The 21,418-nt window shown below is 67.9% G+C and carries 16 protein-coding genes; 8 read left to right on the top strand and 8 right to left on the bottom strand.

Features of this window, described 5'->3' with window-relative positions; genetic code table 11:
* Positions 1–29 precede the first annotated feature (29 nt).
* Positions 30–320, bottom strand: coding sequence for a DUF2164 domain-containing protein (locus QOZ81_RS12965; RefSeq protein WP_291205663.1), 291 nt, complete (start codon positions 318–320; stop codon positions 30–32).
* Between the two features lie 127 nt (positions 321–447).
* Between QOZ81_RS12965 and QOZ81_RS12960 the strand changes: the two genes are divergently transcribed.
* The gene (locus QOZ81_RS12960; protein WP_291205666.1) at positions 448–942 is read left to right on the top strand and encodes a hypothetical protein; all 495 of its coding nucleotides are present in this window, start codon (positions 448–450) and stop codon (positions 940–942) included.
* A gap of 59 nt (positions 943–1,001) precedes the next feature.
* Here QOZ81_RS12960 and QOZ81_RS12955 read toward each other — a convergent pair whose 3' ends face one another.
* On the bottom strand, positions 1,002–1,571 hold the full coding sequence (locus tag QOZ81_RS12955; protein WP_291205669.1) for a hypothetical protein: 570 nt from the start codon (positions 1,569–1,571) through the stop codon (positions 1,002–1,004).
* Positions 1,572–1,705: 134 nt separating this feature from the next.
* Between QOZ81_RS12955 and QOZ81_RS12950 the strand changes: the two genes are divergently transcribed.
* The 4 genes from QOZ81_RS12950 (at position 1,706) to QOZ81_RS12935 (ending at position 9,800) form a co-directional block, all read left to right on the top strand.
* On the top strand, positions 1,706–4,435 hold the full coding sequence (locus QOZ81_RS12950; protein ID WP_291205672.1) for a PAS domain S-box protein: 2,730 nt from the start codon (positions 1,706–1,708) through the stop codon (positions 4,433–4,435).
* Positions 4,436–4,470: 35 nt separating this feature from the next.
* A complete protein-coding gene (locus QOZ81_RS12945; protein ID WP_291205676.1) occupies positions 4,471–5,700 on the top strand; it encodes an MFS transporter in 1,230 nt (409 codons plus the stop codon).
* 531 nt (positions 5,701–6,231) lie between these two features.
* Positions 6,232–8,751 carry a PKD domain-containing protein gene (locus QOZ81_RS12940; protein ID WP_291205679.1) on the top strand — a complete coding sequence of 840 codons (2,520 nt, stop codon included), beginning with the start codon at positions 6,232–6,234 and terminating at the stop codon, positions 8,749–8,751.
* A gap of 212 nt (positions 8,752–8,963) precedes the next feature.
* On the top strand, positions 8,964–9,800 hold the full coding sequence (locus tag QOZ81_RS12935) for a hypothetical protein (RefSeq protein ID WP_291205682.1): 837 nt from the start codon (positions 8,964–8,966) through the stop codon (positions 9,798–9,800).
* Positions 9,801–9,825: 25 nt separating this feature from the next.
* Here QOZ81_RS12935 and QOZ81_RS12930 read toward each other — a convergent pair whose 3' ends face one another.
* The 4 genes from QOZ81_RS12930 to QOZ81_RS12915 all read right to left on the bottom strand — a co-directional run bounded on the left by QOZ81_RS12930 (position 9,826) and on the right by QOZ81_RS12915 (position 17,415).
* Positions 9,826–11,259: an NAD(P)H-binding protein gene (locus tag QOZ81_RS12930; protein WP_291205685.1), complete on the bottom strand. Its 1,434-nt coding sequence runs from the start codon at positions 11,257–11,259 to the stop codon at positions 9,826–9,828.
* A 16-nt stretch (positions 11,260–11,275) separates the two neighbouring features.
* On the bottom strand, positions 11,276–12,010 hold the full coding sequence (locus QOZ81_RS12925; protein WP_291205688.1) for an alpha/beta fold hydrolase: 735 nt from the start codon (positions 12,008–12,010) through the stop codon (positions 11,276–11,278).
* 229 nt (positions 12,011–12,239) lie between these two features.
* A complete protein-coding gene (locus QOZ81_RS12920) occupies positions 12,240–16,313 on the bottom strand; it encodes a hypothetical protein (RefSeq protein ID WP_300714807.1) in 4,074 nt (1,357 codons plus the stop codon).
* 292 nt (positions 16,314–16,605) lie between these two features.
* Positions 16,606–17,415: a ferredoxin--NADP reductase gene (locus QOZ81_RS12915; RefSeq protein ID WP_291205694.1), complete on the bottom strand. Its 810-nt coding sequence runs from the start codon at positions 17,413–17,415 to the stop codon at positions 16,606–16,608.
* Positions 17,416–17,539: 124 nt separating this feature from the next.
* Between QOZ81_RS12915 and QOZ81_RS12910 the strand changes: the two genes are divergently transcribed.
* Both QOZ81_RS12910 and QOZ81_RS12905 read left to right on the top strand, forming a co-directional pair.
* The gene (locus QOZ81_RS12910; protein WP_291205697.1) at positions 17,540–18,067 is read left to right on the top strand and encodes a DinB family protein; all 528 of its coding nucleotides are present in this window, start codon (positions 17,540–17,542) and stop codon (positions 18,065–18,067) included.
* Between the two features lie 91 nt (positions 18,068–18,158).
* Positions 18,159–18,611 (top strand): cache domain-containing protein, encoded by a 453-nt coding sequence (locus tag QOZ81_RS12905; protein WP_291205700.1) that lies wholly within the window; start codon positions 18,159–18,161, stop codon positions 18,609–18,611.
* A 424-nt stretch (positions 18,612–19,035) separates the two neighbouring features.
* On the opposite strand, the gene QOZ81_RS12900 is transcribed toward QOZ81_RS12905, so the two are convergent.
* Positions 19,036–19,491 carry an aminoacyl-tRNA deacylase gene (locus QOZ81_RS12900; protein ID WP_291205703.1) on the bottom strand — a complete coding sequence of 152 codons (456 nt, stop codon included), beginning with the start codon at positions 19,489–19,491 and terminating at the stop codon, positions 19,036–19,038.
* Between the two features lie 344 nt (positions 19,492–19,835).
* Between QOZ81_RS12900 and QOZ81_RS12895 the strand changes: the two genes are divergently transcribed.
* Entirely contained in the window at positions 19,836–20,342 is a 507-nt protein-coding gene (locus QOZ81_RS12895; RefSeq protein WP_291205706.1) for a hypothetical protein, read from the top strand.
* Positions 20,343–20,748: 406 nt separating this feature from the next.
* Here the strand turns inward: QOZ81_RS12895 and QOZ81_RS12890 are convergent, their stop codons facing one another.
* Entirely contained in the window at positions 20,749–21,282 is a 534-nt protein-coding gene (locus QOZ81_RS12890) for a DinB family protein (RefSeq protein WP_291205709.1), read from the bottom strand.
* Positions 21,283–21,418: the final 136 nt, after the last annotated feature.

The following is a 21,418-nucleotide window of genomic DNA, read 5'->3' as shown; positions in this document are numbered from 1 at the left end:
CTGTGCGTGGGTGGAGGGGGTACCGGATGCTACCGCCGATGGTCGGGCTTGCGCTGGATCCCTTTCTTCGCGGCGGTCCCCCAGTAGCTGGTCTCCTCGGCGAAGCAGATGTTCTCCAGGTCCGTCACCCGCTCCTGCAGGCAGCCCTGTGCATCGCTGATGGCCTGGTTGTAGATGGCGGGGCCGATCTCCTTCAGGCAGAAGCGCAGGAAGTTGCCCGCGCCCAGCTCGCCGATGCTTTCGCCGTACTCCTCGGCTACGAAGCGCTGGATGGGGCCGGCCAGGCGCTTCTCGGTGTCGGGGGTGAGCTTGATGTCCATGGATGCCTCGCGCGAGCCTTCAGTGTGGCTGCGGTTGACGGGGCTGGGAAACGGTGTGCAAAGGTTCCGATCCGGGTCGGCGGGGGTGCAGAATGGAGGCTTCCCATTCCCAACCCCGAGGTTTCCCATGAAGCTGCTGGCCTGCACCCTGTTCCTGCCCGTGTTCCTGGGAGCCCAGACTCCCGACCCGACCCCGAAACCCAGTGGGCCCGCCCCGATGAAGGCGAAGGCAGCCGACAAGTCGGCCCGGCGCACCGAGGAACTGGAGAAGCGGGAGGCGCAGGCGGACAGGCTTGCCGGCGAGGCCCGGGCGCAGAAGCGCCGCGCGGCCCAGGAGAAGACCCGGCAGGCCGCCTACAAGCGGGCCGAGGCCGAGGCTTTGAAGAAGGCCGACCAGGCCAAGCGCCAGGCCGATGGTCTGCAGAAGAAGGCGGAGGTCCATCGCGAACGGGCGGAGGAGATCCACCGCAAGGCCGAGGAATCCTGGAAGACCTACCAGGCCGCCACCCGCCCGGTGGAAGTCCCGAAGGCCAAGGCCCCTGTGAAGCCCGCCGAGGCGCCGAAGGCCGAGGCTCCCAAGGCCGATCCGCCCAAGGCGGAAACCCCCGACAAGCAGGGCTGAGCCCCTTCGCGGCGACCAGGGCGGACATCGCCCGGCCCCGGAGGAAAGCCGATCAGGTCCTATCGTTCCCCATCGGTGTTCTTGGTCTCAGTCATCCCGGCGCCAGCATCGGCGGCCTCCGGCTTGGCGAAGCGCTGGGCGCGCAGGTGGAAGTCGTCGGTGAAGGTGCGGCGCACGGGCGGGGGCGGGGCGGCCTCGGCCTCCCGGCGGGCGCGGCGCACGCGCCAGAGGCCCAGGGCCACCGGCAGCAGGAGCAGCAGCGGGTATTCCAGCAGGATGCGCTGGGGCGTCAGCAGGAACTGGGTTGGGCGCAGGCTGTCCGCGTACCAGGCGTCCAGGATCCACACCTCGTCGTGCGGGTGCAGTTCGGCGGCCTCGGCCTTGCTGACGGTGAGCACCCGCGTCTCCTCGCCCTGCTTCGCCGTCACGAAGTCCGTGATCTGGCTGTCCGCGTTCCGGTCCACGCTCACCACCTCCAGGTGCGAGAACCCGGGCCGCTGCAGGTGGCAGAACGGGTTCAGGACCAGGAGGAAGACCTGCACCGTCACGATCCAGGCCACCGCCCCCGCCAGGGCCCAGAGGCCGAGGAGGGCGGGCCAGCGGACGGCGGGGCGGGCAAGGAGGGACATGGGGTCAAGTATCCCTGAAGAAGGTGGATCCAGACAGCCGGGATGACCGGAGCGGCTAGGCCCGGTTGACGGCACCGGGTTACTGCGATGGGATGGTCAAGCCGAATAGATGGAATCTCCCCCGGGGCCCCTGCATGACCTCGCCACTCCCGCCGCCTCAGGTCCCCCCCGCCTGCCAATGGGTGGACAGCCTGCCCCTGGCCATGGTGGCGTGGGATCCCGTGGAGGAGGCCCTCTGCCCCAACCTGGCGTTCACGGAGCTCTTCGGCTACGGGAGCGGGGATCTCCGGGACGCCGGAGCATGGTGGGAGTCGTTCCTTCCAGACCCCGCCACCCGCCAGCAGCTGCAGGGGGCCTGGGCGGAGGCGCTGCGGCCCCCCAGGGACGGGAGCCGGCCCATGGCGCCCATGGACCTCCCCATGCGGCAGCGGGACGGCTCCTGGCGGTTCGTCCGGGCCGCCTGCGCCCGGCTTGGCGAGAACCCCGTCATCACCTTCACGGACCTGACCCGGCATCACCGCACCGAGGAGGTGCTGGCCTTCCTGGCCAGTGGCGCCCTTGGGCCGGGCGAGGACTTCTTCCAGTCCCTGGCCCGGTTCCTGGCCGAGCAGTTCGCCGTGGAATTCGTCTGCATCGATGTCCTCGAAGGCGATGGCCTGACGGCGAAGACGCTCGCAATGTGGTGTGACGGCCGCTTCGAGGACAACGTCTCCTACGCCCTGAAGGACACGCCCTGTGGCGTGCTCGCGGGAAAGGCGGTGTGCTGCTTCCCCTCCGGGGTGGCCGCCTCCTTCCCCAAGGATGAGGTGCTCCGGGACCTCAGGGCCGAGAGCTACCTGGGGGTGACCCTCTGGGGCCACACCGGGAAGCCCATCGGCCTGATCGCCCTGATCGGCCGGCGCCCGCTGAAGGAGCCGGAACTGGCCGAAGCGCTGCTGAAGCTGGTGGCGGACCGGGCGGCCGGAGAGCTGGAGCGCCGGCGGGCGGAGGAGGCCCTGCGGATGAGCGAGGCCGCCCATCGCCACCAGTTCACCGACAACTCGTCGGTGATGCTGATGATCGACCCCGAGGATGGCCGCATCCTCGACGCCAACCGCGCCGCCACTGCCTTCTACGGCTACGCGCCGGAGCGGATGCTGGAGCTGCACATCTCGGACATCAACATCCTGCCGGAGGGGGAGCTCCAGCGGATCATGGCCTCCATCCGGGAGGACGAAGGGGCCCGCTTCGAATTCCAGCACCGCCTGGCGGATGGCTCCCTCCGCGAGGTGGAGGTCTCCTCCAGCCGCGTCCTGGCGGGCCACCGCCGGGTGCTGTACTCCATCATCCACGACATCACCGAGCGCAAGCAGGCCGAGGCCCTGCTGCGGGAGAACGAGGCCAAGCTCAGGACCATCTTCGAGGCCTCCGAAGCCGGCATCATCCTGGTGTCCGACCGGGGCGAGATCTCCTTCGCGAACCGGCGCATGGCGGAGATGTTCGGGATGCCCCTGGAGCAGCTGATCGGGACCACCTACCCCGAGCACCTGCACCCGTCCGAAAGGCGGATCGCCGATGCGCGGATGCGGATGATCATCACCGGGGAGATCGACCTCGTCTCCGTGGAGCGGCTGTTCATCCGGGCCGACGGGAGCACCTTCTGGGGCCACCTGTCGGGGCGTCGCCTGGAGAACCCGGACGGAAGCCTGCACACCCTGGTCGGCATCATCACCGACGTCACCAAGCGCCGGGAGGCGGAGGAACGGCAGCAGTTCCTGCAGGCCCAGCTCCACCAGGCCCAGAAGCTGGAGAGCCTCGGCAGCCTCGCCGGAGGCGTGGCCCACGACATGAACAACGTCCTGGGGGCGATCCTCGGACTGGCCTCCGCCCACATCGAGTCCCAGCCGGCGGGAAGCCCGGTCCAGCGCGCCTTCGGCACCATCATCAAGGCCGCGGAGCGGGGCGGCAACATGCTGAAGGGCCTGCTCAGCTTCGCGCGGCAGAACGCCGTGGAGGAGCAGCAGGACCTGGACCTCAACGCCATCATGCGGGAGGAGGTCCGGCTGCTCGAGCGCACCACCCTGTCCAAGATCCGGCTCGAGATGGACCTGGATCCGGCGCTGCACCTGGTCCGCGGCGACGCGGGAGCCCTGAACCACGCCTTCATGAACCTCTGCGTGAACGCCGTGGACGCCATGCCGGAGAACGGCACCCTCACCCTGCGGACCCGGAACCTCCCCAGCCGCTGGGTCGAGGTGCAGGTCCAGGACACAGGCATGGGCATGGAAAAGGAGGTCATGGACCGGGCCCTGGATCCCTTCTTCACCACCAAGGAGGTGGGCAAGGGCACGGGGCTGGGCCTGTCCATCGTCTACAGCACGGTCAAGACCCACCAGGGCGAGATGGAGCTCCGGAGCGAGCCGGGCCAGGGCACCTGCGTCCTCCTGCGCTTCCCGGCCAGCGCCGGCCCAGCCCAGCCCGCCGAACCCTCCGGGGCCTATCGCACCCTGCCCTTCGGCGGGTCCCTGGAGGTCCTGCTGGTGGACGACGACGAGCTGATCCAGAACTCCATGCTGGGCATGCTCGAGCTCCTCGGGCACCTGCCCTGCCTGGCCGCCACCGGCGAAGAGGCCCTGGCCCGGGTGGAGGGCGGCCTCCGTCCCGACGTGGTCATCCTGGACATGAACATGCCGGGCCTGGGGGGCGCGGGGACCCTGCCGCGGCTGCGGGCCCTGCTGCCCACGGTGCCGGTGCTCCTGACCACGGGCCGGGCCGACCAGGCCGCCCAGGATCTGGTCCAGGCGCACCGCCACGTCACCCTGCTCTCCAAGCCCTTCGGCATGAAGGAACTCCAGGCGCACCTGGCCCCCTTCGTGCGGGTCTGAAAGCCCTGGCCCGGCACCCTTAGAATGGGAGGCCTATGACCTCCCCCGGCGCGGCCCCCTCCCTCCTCGGCCCCGATGGCCGGCTGCTCTTCGTGACGCGGGCGGCGCGGATGTTCTCGTACGGCTTCCTCTCCGTGGTGCTGGTGCTGTACCTGGCCGGGCTCGGCTTCAGCGAGGGGCGCATCGGCCTGCTGCTGACGCTCACCCTGGTGGGCGACACGCTCATCTCGCTCTGGATCACCCTCCACGCCGACCGTGTGGGCCGCAAGCGCATGCTCGCCCTGGGCTCGGCCCTCATGCTGCTGGCGGGTGTGCCCTTCGCCCTCAGCGGCGACTTCACGGTGCTGGTGCTGGCCGCCACCTTCGGCGTCATCAGCCCCTCCGGCAACGAAGTGGGCCCCTTCCTGGCCATCGAGCAGGCGGCCCTGTCCCAGGTGCTGCCCGAGGACCGCCGCACCGGCGTCTTCGCCTGGTACAACCTCACGGGCTCCTTCGCCACCGCCCTGGGCGCCCTGGCCGGCGGCTGGACCGCCCAGGCCCTGCAGAGCTCCGGCCTGGCCCCGGTGGCCAGCTACCGGGTGCTGATCTTCGCCTACGCCGCCGTGGGGCTGCTGCTGGCGGCCCTCTTCGCGAAGCTGAGCGGGGCCGTGGAGGCTCCGCCGACGGCCGCCGCGGCCGGGCGCTGGGGGCTGCATGCCTCGAAGGGCGTGGTGTTCAAGCTGTCGGCTCTCTTCTCCCTGGACGCCTTCGCCGGGGGCTTCGTCATCCAGAGCCTCGTAGCCTACTGGTTCCACCAGAAGTTCGGCGTGGCCCCGGGCACGCTGGGCTCCATCTTCTTCGTGGCCAACGTGCTGGCGGGCCTCTCCAGCCTCTATGCCGTGAAGCTGGCCGGGCGCATCGGCCTCATCCGCACCATGGTCTACACCCACATCCCCTCGAACGTGCTGCTGATCCTGGTGCCGCTCATGCCCAGCCTGCCGCTCGCCATCGCCATGCTGCTGCTGCGCTTCAGCATCTCGCAGATGGACGTGCCCACGCGCCAGGCCTACACCATGGCCGTGGTGGCGCCCGACGAGCGCTCCGCCGCCGCCGGCGTCACGGGCATCGCGCGCACCACCGGCGCAGCCATCTCACCCGTCCTGGCCGGCCCCATGCTCGCCGTCCCCGCCCTCGGCGGGCTGCCCTTCTTCCTCGCCGGGGGGCTCAAGATCCTCTACGACCTGCTGCTCTACCGGAGCTTCAAGGCCACCGAGCGCGGTGGTTGAATCGGCCGTCCCCGGGAATGAATGAGACAGTCTCTGTCAATCGCGGATCCGGCGGGCCGCCCCAATCGGAAGATGCAGCATCGGCGCGGCCTTCCGGCACTGCCGGGATCCCGCCATCGGACACGTTCGTCCTAGTCATCCCGATCTAGCTGGATCGTGCCTCCGGATTTCCCCCGGGGCAGCGAAGAAAAAAAATCAATCCCAAGCCCCTGTGAATGCTTGTCCTGGCAGATCGTCTAGACCTTTCGATCCTTGACGCATTCCGGGGCATGGGACATGTTTGCCCTACCGCTCCGGTCTTTGGATACCCGGAGCCCCAGACCTCGATCGTTGTCGGAAACCCAGCCTGGCTGCCCTTTCGGGGGTGGTCCTTCGCCAGGGCCGGAATCCGCGTGGTGCACCCCTCCGATCGGGACGATGCGTTTGTCCTGAGGCCGCCTCGGCCTCCACGGTTTCCTCTGCTCCTCGCCGGGCGGCTCTGTTCTCAGGGTCGCATTCGAGGTGTCCAGTTCTTCCACAAGGAGCATTTCCATGAAATCCCGAATCCTCGGACTGTCCTCGTTGCTTGGGGTGGCGCTGCTCACCGTGCCCCACCTGAACTGCGGGAAGGGATCCTCCCAGAACGCCCAGACCCCCGCTACGGATCCGCCCGCGACCGCGGCTCCCTTCACCTACACCCAGGTGGCCTCGGGTCTGGCCCGGCCCACGGGCCTCGCCCTTGGCGGGGCGAACACCCTGGTCGTCTCCCAGGAATCCACCAACCCGCTGGACGCGTCCATCGCCCGGGTCGATCTGCGCACCGGGGCCTTGCGCGTGCAGGGCGCCGATCCCGCCGTGCGCTCCGGCATCGCCGCCAACCATGCCGGAAGGCTCTACTGGGTGGATGCGAACCGCGGCGCCCTCATGACCCAGGGGGCCACCGATGGCGCCCCCTCCGTGCTGCACGCCGGTGGCATGCTGCCCGCCACCGCCCTGGCCGTGGATTCCGCGGACCGGGTCTACCTCGCGGGCACGACCTCCTCAGGCGGCACCGCCGCCGTGATCGTGCGGGGCGGGGCGATCTCCGCCATCCCCGATCCCGCCGGGCCGGAGAAGACCACCCTCGTGGCGGCCGCCTCCGGGGACCTGTACTGGACCAGCAGCGCCGCCGGACTCATCTACCACCGGGCGCCTGATGGCTCCGGCGGCGTGGTTCTCTCGGGCCTGAAAGCCCCCCGTGGGCTGGCCCTCGACACCTCCGAGAATCTCCTCTACTTCACGGAAGTACCCACGCCCGGCGTGGCCGGGGCCTCCGGCGGGAAAAACACCGTCAACGCCCTGGACCTCACGTCCATGACCCGCACGGTGATCCACAGCGGGGACCCCCAGCCTTCGGCGGTCGCCGTGGCCCCCAATGGCAACGTCTACTGGACCAGCACCAGCCGCGGCGTGGTCATGGCCGCCGTCCCCTCGTCGGCACCCACGGCCACGGCCCAGTTCACGGCCACCCTCAGCGGCGGTGACGAGGTCCCGCCGGTCACCACCCAGGCCACCGGCCAGGCCACCTTCTCCCTGGCCAGCGGCAGCAGCGTCTCCGATGACCACGTGTCCTCGGGCCCGGCGCTGCGCTACACCGTCTCCCTCACGGGCATCCGGAATGTCCGCCGCATCGAGATCCGGCAGGGGCTGCCCGGCGCCACGGGTGCTCTGGTCGCCACGCTGTCGCGCGGTGAGGACTTCGGGGAGGAGGACGACGACCATGCCGGCAGCGGCTTCGCGGTGAGTGGCCGGATCCGGGCACGGAACCTCAAGGGGCCCTTCGCCGGTGACTGGGTGGGCTTCAGCGCGGCCCTCGCCAACGGCAGCTTCTACCTGAACGTGCTCACCCAGGCCCAGCCCACGGGCGAGCTCCGGGGCCAGATCCTCCCAGCCAGCGGGACGCCCACCAACCATCCCCCGACGGCCACGATCACGTCCCCCTCGGCGGATGTGACCATCCAGGCGGGCCAGTCCGTGTCCTTCGCGGGCACCGCCTCGGATCCCGACGGGGATGCCGTCACCGTGCTCTGGACCTTCGGCGACGGGAGCACTTCGTCGATGCTGTCACCGGGCAGCCACCTGTTCCCCATGGCGGGCACCTACACCGTGCGTCTGACCGCCACCGATGCCAAAGGCCTGGTGGATCCCAACCCGCCCACCCGCACCGTCACCGTGCAGGCCGCCACCGGAAACCAGGCGCCGGTCGGGACGATCACCGCCCCCGTCGGCAACGTCACGGTGGTGGCGGGCCAGCCCGTCTCCTTCTCGGGCATGGCCACGGATCCCGATGGCAACTCCGTAACCGTCCTCTGGACCTTCGGGGACGGTGGCACGTCGACCCTGCTCTCGCCCGGGAATCACGTCTACAGCGCGGCCGGCACCTACACGGTCCGCTTCACGGCCACCGATTCCCTGGGGCTGGCGGATCCCAATCCGCCCACCCGGACCATCACCGTGCAGCCCGCGGCGGTCAACCAGCCACCTGACGCGGTCATCACGGCCCCCGCGGCCAATGTCAGCATCACGGCCGGACAGGCGGTCTCCTTCACCGGCACCGTCTCCGATCCCAACGGCGACACCGTGACCGTCCTCTGGTCCTTCGGGGACGGCAGTACCTCCACCCTGCTGGCACCGGGCAACCACACCTTCGCCACGGCCGGTACCTACACCGTCACCCTGACCGCCACGGATTCCAAGGGGCTGGCCGATCCCACTCCCGCCACCCGGACCATCACCGTGACCGCCGGGGGCACCGCACCCACCTTGACCCAGCTGCAGACGACGATCTTCACGCCGCTCTGCATCGGCTGCCATGGCCAGAACGGGGATGCCGGCATGAACCTGACCGCGGGCAATGCCTACGCCAACCTGGTGAATGTCGCCGCCACCACCCGCTCCGGCTTGCGGGTCGTGCCGGGCAGTCCGGGGACCAGCGCCCTGGTGGCCCAGCTGGCCGGCGGCCACCGCAGCGTGTCGGCGGCGAACCAGTCCCTCATCTCCGCCTGGATCACCGCAGGCGCGCTGAACAACTGACCAGTCCGTACCCCATCCCCCACCTTCCGGCCGCTTGGCTGGAAGGTGGGGGATGGGCTTTGACGGCGCGAAAGGGCGTCGCGGCGCCCATCGGCAAAGATGCGAAAAATGGTATTAATACGATCCGATAGCCTTGTTACAACAGTAATATTCCTATCTTCGCGAGCGCCGGACGACTAGCATCGGGTCCGCCCCTCTGGAGGTGGGCCGCCATGTTCCATGCAACCTTCAAGTCCCTGCTCCCCAAGCTCGCCTTTCTGCTGGCCCCGGCCCTGCTGGCCCAGAGCGGTCCCATGCCGCCGCCCCCGCTCATGCTGTTCGTGCGGGAGGAGGTGAAGCCCGGCCACGGCGCGGGCCACGCGGCCACGGAGTCCGCGTGGACGCGGGCCCTCGTGAAGGGCAAGTCCAAGGACAACTACCTCGGCATGAGCGCCCTCACGGGGCCCTCCGAGGCCTGGTTCATCATGGGCTACGCCAGCTACGCGGACTGGGAATCCAAGCAGAACGAGTTCGACAAGAACGAGGCCCTCAAGGCCGAGGTCGACAAGATCGCCCTGCAGGACGGCGACCACCTCAGCGGCACCCGCACCATGCTGGGCGCCCTGCGCAAGGACCTGAGCTACGGCCCGCCCGTGGAGATCGGCAAGATGCGGTACATGCGCATCCGCACCTTCCGCGTGAAGCAGGGGCAGGGCAAGGCCTTCGAGGAGGGCGTGAAGATGGCCCTGGCCGGCTACGGGAAGAGCGGCTACCAGGCCTCCTTCGCCTTCTACGAGATCGCCGCGGGCACGGGCTCGCCCACCTACCTGGTGCTGCGTCCCCTCAAGTCCCTCGGCGAGCTGGACGGCATGGCCGCCGCCGACAAGGCCTTCCAGGAGGCCCTGGGCGAAGAGGGCCAGAAGGCCATGCAGAAGGTCTTCACCGACACCGTGAACGTCGTCGAGAACCAGCTCTTCGCCTTCAGCCCCAAGCTGAGCTTCCCGGGCCCCGGCATGATCGCCAGCGACCCCGGCTTCTGGACGGTCAAGCCCCCCAAGGGCGCGAAGTAGGCAGATCGACGGGGGCGGGCCCTGCTTAAAGCATCGGCCCGCCCTCGGCGGCCTGCTCCATGTGGCCCTGGAAACCCTTCATCACCAGGCCGTGCATGGCCGCCTGGGTGTAGCGGTAGAAGAACCAGGGCAGGGCCGGGTTGAAGTCGTGGATGGCCACCAGGGTGAAGCGGCCGCCCAGCAGGTCGCGGAACTCCAGGCGGGCCGTGCGCCCCCCCAGCATCCGCGCCAGGGCGCCGCCGGTGATGAAGTACATGCGGCGGTCCGGCGTGCTGTGGGTGGGCTTGAAGTCCAGGCGCAGCAGGCGGAGCCGCGTCAGCCGCATCCGCACGGTCCAGGAGCCGTCCGCGTCGCGCTCCGTGGCCACGAAGAGCTTCATCAGCGCCCCCAGCCAGGGGAAGTAGCGCTCCGCCACCCACTCCGCGTTCCGGCCCTGCGGCAGGCGCAGGCGCTGGATGGAGCGCACCCGGCCCAGCTGGCGGAGGGTCTCGTCGTCCAGCGCCCGCTGGGGGCCGGTGGCCTCCCCCTCGACGGCTCGCAGGGACTGCTGCAGCGACCGCCCAAGGCACTGCTTCAGGGGCGTCCAGTCCCGGGTCACGGCCTGCTGCACGGGGTTGGCCTCGCCGTGGGACTCGGCCGAGAACATGTCCAGCAGGTAGGTGACGAAGACCGGATGCAGGGAGGGGTTCAGCCGCTTCAGCAGGGCGGCGAAGGCCCCCTGGGACAGGTCTCCCCACGGCGCGAAGTGCACCGGGCGGCCCAGCAGGTCCGCGGTGTCCTCCAGCATCCGCCGGAGGCTGGTGGGCTCGGGGCCGAAGACGTCGAAGCTCCCGCCGAAGGTCTCCGCGCGGCCCACGCAGTGCTGGAAGGCCCGCAGCAGGGCCTCCAGGGAGAGCGGCCGGATCTCGTTGGTGGCCAGGTGGGGCAGGGGGATGCGCGGCAGGCTCTGGACCATCTGCACCAGCAGCCGGGCCAGCTCGCCGCCCGGTCCCACCACCAGGCCCGTGCGCAGCACCGTGAGGGGCACGCCGCGGGAGGCCAGCACCTCCTCCCGCTCCCGGGCGTCCCGGCCCGTGGGCCGCTCCGAGGCGGCCAGCAGGGGGGCCCGGCAGAGGATCTGCCGCACGCCGTTGCGGGCGGCGGCCCAGGCGAAGTTGTCCGCCACCAGCAGGTCCATGTCCCGGGACTGGGCCTGGTCCAGGCGGGCCGAGGGGTCGCGGTTGTGCACCAGGTACACCGCGTAGTCCACGCCCTCCAGGGCCCGGGCCAGCTCCAGCCGGGAGAAGTGGTCGCAGCTGCGCACCTCGTCCTGCGCCCGCGGCGCCGTGCGGGTCAGTGAGCGCGTGAGGATGCGCAGGTCGAAGCGGTCCCCCAGCGCCTCGCAGAGCGCCGCTCCGATGAAGCCGCTGGTGCCGGCCAGGGCGACCCGGGGGCGGGAGGAGGAAACAGGTGTGGGCACGGGGCTAGAGCATAGCTCAGCTTTGATCGGGGTTCCCCGTGGTTGCTTCACGGGAGGGCAGCAGGTCCACGAAGGCCTGGATGGCCCGCAGGCAGGCTTCGGGGCGGGTCTGCAGGAGCCAGTGGGGGCCCTGCAGGGTGGTGATGTCCAGCTGCGATCGATGGGCCTGGATCCACGCCGCGGCACGTTTCGGCACCAGCCGGTCGTGGCTGGCGCAGAGGGCCAGCATGGGCACCGGAATCCGGTCCAGCAGGGCCGTGTGGTCCACGGCGGCCACCGCCAGGGTGCGGCCCTTCATGGCGGCGGTGGGGAAGTGGGGGAGCATGGCCGTCGTGAGCCGGACCAGCTCCCCGGCGGCGCCCCTGCCCAGCAGCAGGCGGCGCAGGAGGGGCAGCGGCAGCTGCAGGGGCGGCAGCAGGCGCAGCAGGGGGCGCAGCCAGAGCCACTCGGGGCGGGGGTTCCGGGCGAAGCTGCTGCAGAGCACCAGGCCGACCAGGCCCTCCGGTGCTTCCGCTGCCAGGGCGATGGCCACCGGACCCGAGAAGGATTCCCCCAGCAGCAGGAAGGGCTGGTCCGTGGGCAGCTGCTGGCGCGCGAAGGCCACGCAGTCCGGGTAGGCGGTCATCGTCGCCGGGTACCGCACCACCCGCGCCTCGAAGCCCGCCAGGGCCTTGACGAAGGGCTCGAACATGAGCCCCGTGCCGTCCATGCCGGGCAGCAGGACGAGGAGGAGGGGCGGCGCGGCGGGCATGGGGCGAGTATCCCAGGAACGGCCGATTCCTGAGTTCAAGGACGGAAAGCCATTGCCGGGATGGAGGGGTATGAAGGAATGCCCCTGTTCAGCACGCCCCCTCACCGGCGGATGCTGGCCGAAGCCACTCCTGGGGAAACAAAAGAACATGCGCCGAATGATGGGACCTGCCCGCGCGGAGTCACCCTGTGCTCTTGCCTCCGAGCAGCTTCGGGTGCGGACGCGGGTCCTAGTGCAGAAGCATGCCCGCGGCGGCGGCGCTGAGTCCGGGGAACCGGGCGACCAGCAGGGCGAGCAAGGCGAGGGCTGCGGGCTTCATCAGGGCCGACCAGGTGTCCTGGTTCCAGTTGGCCTTGCCAGGGGCCGTGCCTGCCACGGCGCTGAAGAGGCCGTTGCCCTCCAGATCCAGGATCAGGCGCAGGGCCAGCAGCAGCTGAAGGCCGATGCCCGTGAGGGCCAGGAGCATCAGGGACTGGCTCGCCTGCAACCCCTCGGACCCGGCGAAGAGAAGGCAGAACGAGGCCAAGAGGGACAGGTAGATGCGGTACTTGACGTCCCACAGGCGCCGCCGGAAAAAGAGGTAGGTGTGCAATGCGAGCGCCTGGCGGTTCCGGTACGATGCCTTCGCATCCATCCGCTTGAAGATGCCGCTCAGCTCCAGGTCCAGGTCCCGCACGATCCGAGCCTCCTCGGCTTGGTTGGTCCGGGCATCCGCCAGTTTCTGGATGCTCGCCCGGATTCCGTGCAGCTCGGGCAGGCCCAGATCGAGGGGCGGATCTGCGCTCTTCGCCAGGATTTCCTCGAGCACCTTGAAGGGAAGGCTGCGGTTGTCCTTGCCGAAGAAACTGAGGCTGCGGGCGGGTCGCCACGGGTACAGTCTGCCGACCTCCTCATAGGCATCCCGCCAGGGCGCCACTTCCAGGGCGATGGACCGGATCTTGAGCCCCCGCCACTCCTGCCAGGCCATCCAGTACTGCCACACGGCGTAGCCGGCCAGCCCGATGAAGCCGAGGCCGATGATCCAGCTCATCACTCCTTGCAGGGGGATCAACCGCACCGCCCGGAACCCGCCCTCGAATAACAGTGGGAGGTACAGCAGCATGGGTAGCAGGAGGCAGGCCGCCAGGCTCCATCCGCGAGTGGCTTTCGTTCGTTGTTCGGTCGGGGTTTGCAGCGGAGTGCCCGACACTTTCTCCGGCGTCACGAGATTCAGGTTCCGTTGCTGGTGAAATGCACGCAGGCCTTCGAGGTGGATGGCCAGGGCCATGAACACGCAGATGATGAGCAGGGTGCTCAGGTAGGCCAATCCCGTGAAGGGCTCCAGGGCCGCAAGGGCGTGGAAGGCCGGCGCGAAACGATCGCCGGATGAGTCAGGATGGAAATCCTCCCAGCCCCTCTGCCCCAGGATGAAGAGGGCGGGAGCAGCCATCAGGCAGCCAGTGGCCAGCTGGATCCATCCAGGCGACAGGAACACCTGCCCTTGCCCATCCCTGAGGCGTGCGATGAAGGGCGTTCGGGTGGCTTCGAGAAGGGTCAGAACCCGGCGTCCTGCGGTCCCTGCCGCAATCCACAAGATGCCCCCGCACGAGCCGAGGAACAGCAACATCTCGACCCAGGGGAACAACCCCCTGCCTCCCAGCAGCCAGAGCACGCCCAGGCACGCATGCAGGCAGGTCACCTGGGTGCAGAGGAGCACGGTGCCCAGCAGGATCATCAACACGAGCTGGGCCGGCGCTTGGCAGGTCTGCACCCCAATCGAGGCGCCCATTTCCAGGTTGGCCTGCTGCTTCCGATTGCGCCGGAAGGCAAACAGCAGCAGGCCGATGGCCAGCAGGGGAAGGCAGAATCTCTGGATGCGCCCCATGCGGAGATAGGACACATCCACCGATAAGAAATCAGCTGAACGGGGAATATGATTCGGCCAAGGGAATCCTGCATCCTTAAAGTGAACGACATCCTCAGCATTTCCTTGACCATTCTCCTGCTCCAATGCGGCTTTGACCGGACGGAACTGGCCATGCCGAAGCTGGGACACATAGCGCGGGCGACGCAAGGTCCAATCGCCGTCAGGCCGCTTGGACCAAGGGGCCTTCGACGGGGTATCTGGAACCTGGGCGATCTGCCACCCGCCTTTGGGGTTCTGGGCTGCATTTTCCAGTAGCCACAGGGCATCCTGGACCAAGGGTGCGGAGGCCTGGGCCAGCGGGGTCGGTTTTTCTTCCGGCGGACTGATCGGTTTCACATGCGTCTGGTCTTGGCTGTCTGCGCTCAATCGCCACAAGTCCGGGTAGGGACTGTGGAGCGAGAAGACATAGATCCCTTCCAGATCCCCCGCCAGGTCGGGGTGCAACAGCTCCGCGTGGAGCCAGTCCATCGCAATGATCAGGTCGGGCAGGTGCATCCGCAGCTGCCGGGCGATGAACAGGGCGTTCTGGAGGCTGCTCATGCTGATGAAGACCCCCTTTATCCCACGGACCTTCAGGTCCTGGACCAGAGCCTGGAATTCCAGATCCAGGGTCACGGCTGGATGGGGATCCAGCGGGGCAAGCTCGGGACTCGCACCTTCCGCCGTCCAGTCGATGGAAAGGGGCCGCAGCCGCGCCAGGGCCGAGCGCAGGGGCCCCCCGAGACCCGCCAGGGGATCTGCATCGCTGCCGCCCTTGGCCCGCCGGAGGGAGGTGAGATTCGAGGGAAGTTTGTAGGTCAGTCCCTGATCGGAAGGATGTGATGAACTCCAGGACCCGCTCACGCCTCCGAAGGCGGTATCCGTTTCATCGATTTCGGCCCACCTGTCTCCAGAGCCGGTCAGGTCCTCCCTGAACTGGGTGGAGACGGTGGTCATGAGGAGAGAATCGTCGTCAGGCGGGAGAAACACGGCCTCAACGCGCGCGGGCCAGAACGCCTTCCCGCGGACGGATGGGATGCTGCTGCCAGGACTGATGACCAGAGCGCCCAGGGCCGTATCGAATCCTGCCTTGGGAGAAAGCTCTTCTGCCAAGGCCTGGGCGCTGCTCGAGTAGTGGGGCCCGAGGAACCGCAGATGCCTGCTGTAGTGTGAGGCTTCGGTCACACGGGACCAGAGGCGGTCGACGAAGCTGCGAGCCTCTCGTTCAAATTGGCTGACCACGGACTTGGGTGTGCTCTTCGTCTTAACCGTTTCGGGGAAGGATTGGAGCTGCGCCAGCCACTCGTCCCAAGATTCGCCAGGCTTCGGCAATCGAATCAAGGGCCTGACCCTTTTTGATGGTGAATTCGAGGTCTCTTTTTCGATCTCGTCCCAAGATTCGCCAGGCTTCGGCAATCGAATCAAGGGTCTAACCAGTTTTGACAGTGAATTCGAGGTCTCTTCTTGAATCTCATGTTTCGCTTTCAACCCATCCAGCCACCCATCCAGCCAACTCTGAAAGGCCCTCCCATCCTGATTCGCCTTATCCTGCGCGTTTTCGTAGCGCTGCCGTACGGCAGCTGAGTCCTTTGCGTGCACCGAATGCTGCCAGTCATTCACCAGCTTGAGTGCACGCCGCAGCCGAAGACGGTCGATGCCTCGGGTGGGGTTTTCTGGGACAAGCAGCACCAGCAGCAATTCGTGGTTCTCCCGGGCCGGGTTCGATTCGCCGACAGCTTTTTTGGGCCCGACCGGTTCCGGACCGGCCCAGCTCACTGGGGTTTGGAGCGGCCTGGAAAAGAGGATGCTCCGCGGCATGTGCCGGAAGGCCTCCGGCGCCTTGCCCGGGGTGTCCATCTCGGGGTACCAGTGGCCGGCGAAGAGCCACCCCATGCGGTGGATCTGCTCCTTCATGGCCCGGAGGTACAGATCGTGGATGGGGAGCAGGTCGGGGTACTCGGGATCAGGCAGGCTGGCCAATAGCAGGCGCAGGTGCGGGCTTGCCATCAGATCCTGGGTGCCATCCCCATCGGCCCCTTGGTGCGGGCCGCGCTTCTTCTCCGTTCCGTCTTTCTGAGCCTTCCCGACCTTGCGCTCAAGCTCGTGCGCCGCACTCCAGGACTTCCGCATCTCCTCAAGGTTGGTGAAGGGCGCACCCTTGAGTTCCCAGACGGGTTTATTGGCTTCGCCTCGGATGGTGGCTTCCTGGACGGCGTGGGTGGACGGCTCGCCCAGCTTTTCCAGAAAGCGCACCAGAGGTCGCAGGGTTGTGTTCTCCAGGTCCGACGCACCGTACCGATCCTGCGTCCCCAATCCCTGGTTGGCCGCCTTCTGGCCTGACGCAGCCGGAGGAGCAGGGGGCGACTTCTCTCCGCCCACCTGTGGAGCAATCACCGCCGTGCCCAGGAGGGCGGCCATGATCCAGCCAATCCAGGAGGGCTGACGGTTTTCCGCCATGAGAACCCCTTGCATGCAAAGGCATGAAAAAACAATGATGACCACTCAACCTAGGCGTCTTTGTTCCCATTGTCAAAGTCAAGAGTGTTAATGGTGACGATAAATAATTTGTGATGGCAGTCGACATCCTGGCAAAAAAGGACTCATCCAGGGCCATCGAGAGGCCCCCTGCATCAGCTGTTCATGGCCGGCCACGACCTGCTGCACCTGGACCAGCCCAAGCGCCTGCTCATGGCCATCGTGTAGGCGCGCCCTACCAGTACTTCTCCAGGTGGATCTGCCCGGGGGCCTTCTTGGTGTGCTCGCGGAAGCCCTCGGCCTCCAGCTGGCCCTGCAGGGTGGTCAGCATGTCGGGGTTGCCGCAGAGGAAGATGTGCGTGTCGGCGGGGGCGGGCCGGAAGCCCCAGGTCCGCGCCAGCACCCCCTCGGCCCAGAAGGCCGGCAGCCGTCCCGTGTGACCCGTCCAGGGGGCCAGCTCCGTGGCGGGGCGGGTGAGCACGGGGAGGTAGTGGAAGTTCGGCGCCAGGCGCTGCATCTGCACCAGCTCATCCCGGTAGCCCAGGTCCCAGGAGTTCCGGGCCCCGTGGATCACCGCGAAGCGGCGGCGGCCATCCCGCGCCAGGTGCGTGCGCAGCATGGACATGTAGGGGGCCAGCCCCGTGCCCGTGGCGATGAACACCACGTTCTGCTCGGTTGGCACCTCGTCCAGGGTGAACATGCCCGTGAACTTGGGGCCCAGCCACAGCTTGTCCCCGGGCTTCAGGTTGAAGAGCCGGGGCGTGAGGGCCCCGCTCTTCACCTCCACCAGGTAGAACTCCAGGTACTGGTGCTCCAGGGAGGAGGAGGCGATGGAGTAGGCGCGGCGCAGGAAGGCGTCCGGGGGCAGGGCGGGCTCCTCGGGCTCGGCGCCGGGGCTCCGCGGGGCCGAGGTGGGCAGCCCCAGCACCGCGAACTGGCCCGGCGAGAAGGCCGGCAGCTCCCACCCGGCCGGGGCCACCCGCAGGACCATCAGGCCCGGGGCGGAGTCGATGCGCTGCGTCACGATGGCATTGGCTTCGGGCATGGACGGGCTCCTTCGCGGCGGATCCCCCTGTTGCGACAGCTTCGGGCGGACCCCATCATGATCCCGTTTCCCCCTTCCGGCCCGTTTTCCTGCGGCTGCCCCGGGGGCCACCCTGGAGGAGGCCATGGCCACCGCAGCCCTGCCGGAAGGCACCACCGCCGCCTACCGCCAGCGCCTGGCGGCGTTCGTGGGGGACCAGGAGCCCCTCGCGGTGCTGGCCCGCACCCCCGAGGTGCTGGCGGCCACCGTCCGCACCCACGACCGCCGGCGCCTGCAGGTGCGGCCCATCGAGGGGAAGTGGACGCCCCTGGAGGTCATGGGCCACTTCTGCGACTGCGAGTGGGTCTACGGCTACCGCGCCCGGCTCATCCTCTGCGAGGAGAATCCGACCATCCTGGGCATGGACCAGGATCTCTGGGTGGCCGGGCAGAAGTACAACGGGCGCGAGCCCATGGAGGTGGTGGAGGAGTTCCGCGCCCTGCGTGGCCACAACCTGCGCCTGTGGCGGAGCCTCAGCCCGGCGGAGCTGGCGCGCACGGGCCAGCACAACGAGCGCGGCCCCGAATCCCTGGGCCTGCTCCGCACCCTCATGGCCGGCCACGACCTGCTGCACCTGGACCAGCTCCAGCGGCTGCTCATGGCCATCGTCTAGCCGCGGACCCGGCCCACTCCGGAGGAACTCAAGGTGCCCCGGCGCGCCGACGAAAACAGGGGGGTGGCCATCGTGCCACCTGGAGGTTTCCGTGCGTCCACTGTTCATTCCCGTGCTGGCCTGTGTCATGGCGCTGCCGCTCTGCTCCCAGGCCGCCGACCGTCCCAAGGCCGAGGCCCTGGTGAAAGAGGGCCTGGCCTTCATGAAGGCCCACGGCAAGGAGGCCTTCCTGGGCGAGATCCAGAAGGGCTCGGGCAAGTTCCACGTGAAGCCCGGCGGCACCCTGTACCTGGCCGCCTACGACCTGGAGGGCAACGTGCTGGCCCACGGCGCCGACGCCGCCCTCAAGGGCCTGAACCGCCTGAATGTGAAGGATCCCGATGGCGTGCAGTACATCAAGCTGCAGATCGCCGCGGGCCAGCAGAAGACCGGCGGCTGGGTGAACTTCAAGCGCCTGAACCCCGAGACCCGCAAGATGGAAGCGAAGACCTCGTACTGCCTGGCTGAGAACGGTGTCGTGGTGTTCTGCGGCGTCTATCAGTGACGGATGGAAGAACCGACTGGTTTTTAGCCGGTGATGGACGGTGATGGACGGCGATAAAAGATAACGATGAAAAGCAGGGGCGGTGGGTCTGTTGGAGCGGGTGGCTTCGCAGGCACGGGCCTCCGGCCCAGCCGGAGGCCGCCTCCGGCGGGCCCATGCCCGTTGGGTCGGCGCCATTCCCTGGCCATAGGAAAGGAATTTTGAAAGCGGAGGAGAGCGGAAAAGCGGAGGAGAGCGGAGGGAAAGCGTCCGCTGCCTTTCTCCGCTTTCCTCCGCCCCTCAGCTGTCCTCCGCTTCCCAAATTCCGTGGCAGTAGAAGCCGCCCTTGGCGAAGTCACGGGCCCGTGCCGCGCCAAGGGGCATTCAGAGAAGTCCACCGGTGTGATGCGGCGCTTTTCCGGCGGGCCTCCGGTGGCTCTTGGCCCTACATCTCCACGACCGTGGGCTGCACGAGGCGCTCGAAGTCCTTGTAGGCCATGCGCACCACTTCGGTGTGGTTGCCGGCGTTGAAGGCGATCTCGGCGTCGGCGGCCAGGTGGGCCTCCACGTAGACCGGCAGGCCGAAGAGGTTGCCGAAGGGCGGCATGGCGCCGGGCTCGCAGTCGGGGAACTCGCGGACGAACTCCCACTCCTGGGCCAGGTCCGCGTAGTAGGAGTCCGTGGACTTGCGCAGGCGCTCCAGGTCCACCTTCCGGTGGGCGGGCAGCACCGCCAGGACATGCTGGCCGTCCAGGTCGATCACCACCGTCTTGGCCATCTCCCGGCCGGGGATGTGCGCCGCCCCGGCCACGGACGTGGCCGTGAAGGCCAGGGGATGGGGGATGACCTGGTGCGGCACCCCGTTCCGGTTGAGGAATTCCTTCAGCCTGGTCATGGGCATGGCAGCCTCCTGGGACCGAGAGCAGGGCAAGGATGGGTCCGGGGAGGGAAGCGAGCCACGGATAAACACGGATGAACGCAGATAAGACAGGGCTGCGCCGATGCCAGCCATCCGGGTTCATCCGTGTGTATCTGTGGCGAATCCAGCTTTTCCGGATGGAGCCTGCTACCAGCTCCGGCCCGGTGTGGCCGAAGCGGGGGGCCACGGGGCGAAAGGGGAACCCGAACAGCTCATGCTCCCCGCCAGCCTGCCGATAGACGGCGGAAGGGATTCACCCATCCTCCCCCAGCCCAGTTCTGCTGATCGTCAACCCAGCTTGCAACGTGTCGAGGGAGGTAATGCCCATGACCAGGACGCTCTGTACTCTGGTGGCCCTTTTCGCGCTCGGAGGACCGGCCCGGTCGGCCCATGCCTCGTTCGATGCCATCAAGCCCCCCACCGGCCGGACGTCCGCCGTCCAGGATTCCAGGCCGCAGTTCACCTGGTTCCCCGCGGTGTTCCAGCGCGAGCTCGGCGTCTCCTGGGACGGCCGCATCGGCTGGAAGACCAGCGACCGGGTCTGGGTCTTCGCCGTGGCCCTGGAGCAGTCGCTGGGGAAGGTCATCCGCCCCGACAGCCCGTTCCGGCTGAACGTCACGGTGCTCCGGGCGGAAAAGGGCACCGGCACCTTCGTGGTGGAGTTCGCCATCCTGGATCCCTCCGGGGAAAGCGTGGAGGCGGTGCAGGTGGAAGGCGTCGGTCCCAGGGGCCGTCTGGCGGACGAGGTCTATCCGGCCCTGGCCGGTGAGATCGTCGGCACCTTCAAGAAGAGCGTGCTCCAGGTCCCCGGCGAGCCACCCGGGCAGCCCTGACGGGTTCGCCCGGGAGGCGGTGGGAACCCAAGGAAAAGGAATTTTGAAAGCGGAGGAGCGCGGAGAAGCTGAGGAGAGCGGAGGAAAAGCAGGTCAACCAAGTCTTTCTCCGCTTTCCTCCGCCCCTCCGCTGACCTCCGCTTATTGAATTCCTTTGCAGGAAAGGCTGCCAATACCGAAGCCATGGGCCAGTGCCGCACCAAGAGGCATTCAAAAGAAAAGGGAATTTGCCGGAGATGAACGGAGATGGACGGAGATGAAAAGAGCAAGCGCAGTTATCACCGTTTATCACCGTGCATCACCGGCCAAAGAAAACCACCGATGAACACCGAGAACTGAATGATGAACACCGATAAAGCAGAACCACCTGAAGCCCTGCTTTGTCTTTATCGGTGTTTATCAGCTTTTATCGGTGTTCATCGGTGTTCCGCTTTTTCTTTTCAGCGGGTTCGGATGCGGCGGCGAGCTGTTCTTCGGTGAGGTCGAAGAGGGGGGCCACGCTGCGGCCACGGAGGCTGGCCATGAGGTAGAGCTGGCCGCGGTGGTGGGCTTCGTGCTCGGCCATGGCGCGGAGCCACTTCCAGGTGGCCATCTGTGCGCCTGCCAGGTTCACGCAGGGGGCCAGCAGGTCGGCGTCACTGAGCTGGCCGAAGATGGCTAGGGACTCGGCGTGGCAGCGGTCCAGGTAGGCGCGCACGCCGTCCAGGCCCGGCGCGAGGTCGACCCCGTGGCCCGGGTAGCAGCTGGGGCGGCCCTGCACGTTCTCCGCGTACATGAACCGTTCAAGCCCCGCCAGGTGGCGGAACAGGTCGCCGAAGCTGAAGGCCCCGGGCGTGGGCGCCCACTCCAGGTCCTCAGGCGCCAGCGCCTCCAGCACCCGCACCGTGCGGGACCGGGCGTTGCGCCAGTAGGCGAGAAAGGAGGGGGTGTCCTGGAGCATGGGGGATTATCGCAAGACTATGGAAACCGGTGATGGACAGCGATGGAAAGCAGGGCAGTGCCCATCACCATGCATCACCGATTAAGGAAGATCTCCAATTAACCCCTAGGATTTAATGAGGATTATCGATAAAGAT

It is taken from the genome of Geothrix sp. (assembly GCF_030219325.1).
In the GTDB taxonomy this organism is placed as follows: domain Bacteria; phylum Acidobacteriota; class Holophagae; order Holophagales; family Holophagaceae; genus Geothrix.
The sequence above is the reverse complement of the archived record's forward strand: the minus strand, read 5'-3'. Positions and strand labels throughout refer to the sequence as shown.

Excerpts from the sequence above, each read along its gene's own strand:
- QOZ81_RS12965 (WP_291205663.1), bottom strand. The coding sequence starts at position 320 with ATGGACATCAAGCTCACCCCCGACACCGAGAAGCGCCTGGCCGGCCCC.
- QOZ81_RS12960 (WP_291205666.1), top strand. The coding sequence starts at position 448 with ATGAAGCTGCTGGCCTGCACCCTGTTCCTGCCCGTGTTCCTGGGAGCC.
- QOZ81_RS12955 (WP_291205669.1), bottom strand. The coding sequence starts at position 1,571 with ATGTCCCTCCTTGCCCGCCCCGCCGTCCGCTGGCCCGCCCTCCTCGGC.
- QOZ81_RS12950 (WP_291205672.1), top strand. The coding sequence starts at position 1,706 with ATGACCTCGCCACTCCCGCCGCCTCAGGTCCCCCCCGCCTGCCAATGG.
- QOZ81_RS12945 (WP_291205676.1), top strand. The coding sequence starts at position 4,471 with ATGACCTCCCCCGGCGCGGCCCCCTCCCTCCTCGGCCCCGATGGCCGG.
- QOZ81_RS12940 (WP_291205679.1), top strand. The coding sequence starts at position 6,232 with ATGAAATCCCGAATCCTCGGACTGTCCTCGTTGCTTGGGGTGGCGCTG.
- QOZ81_RS12935 (WP_291205682.1), top strand. The coding sequence starts at position 8,964 with ATGTTCCATGCAACCTTCAAGTCCCTGCTCCCCAAGCTCGCCTTTCTG.
- QOZ81_RS12925 (WP_291205688.1), bottom strand. The coding sequence starts at position 12,010 with ATGCCCGCCGCGCCGCCCCTCCTCCTCGTCCTGCTGCCCGGCATGGAC.
- QOZ81_RS12920 (WP_300714807.1), bottom strand. The coding sequence starts at position 16,313 with ATGGCCGCCCTCCTGGGCACGGCGGTGATTGCTCCACAGGTGGGCGGA.
- QOZ81_RS12915 (WP_291205694.1), bottom strand. The coding sequence starts at position 17,415 with ATGCCCGAAGCCAATGCCATCGTGACGCAGCGCATCGACTCCGCCCCG.
- QOZ81_RS12910 (WP_291205697.1), top strand. The coding sequence starts at position 17,540 with ATGGCCACCGCAGCCCTGCCGGAAGGCACCACCGCCGCCTACCGCCAG.
- QOZ81_RS12900 (WP_291205703.1), bottom strand. The coding sequence starts at position 19,491 with ATGCCCATGACCAGGCTGAAGGAATTCCTCAACCGGAACGGGGTGCCG.
- QOZ81_RS12895 (WP_291205706.1), top strand. The coding sequence starts at position 19,836 with ATGACCAGGACGCTCTGTACTCTGGTGGCCCTTTTCGCGCTCGGAGGA.
- QOZ81_RS12890 (WP_291205709.1), bottom strand. The coding sequence starts at position 21,282 with ATGCTCCAGGACACCCCCTCCTTTCTCGCCTACTGGCGCAACGCCCGG.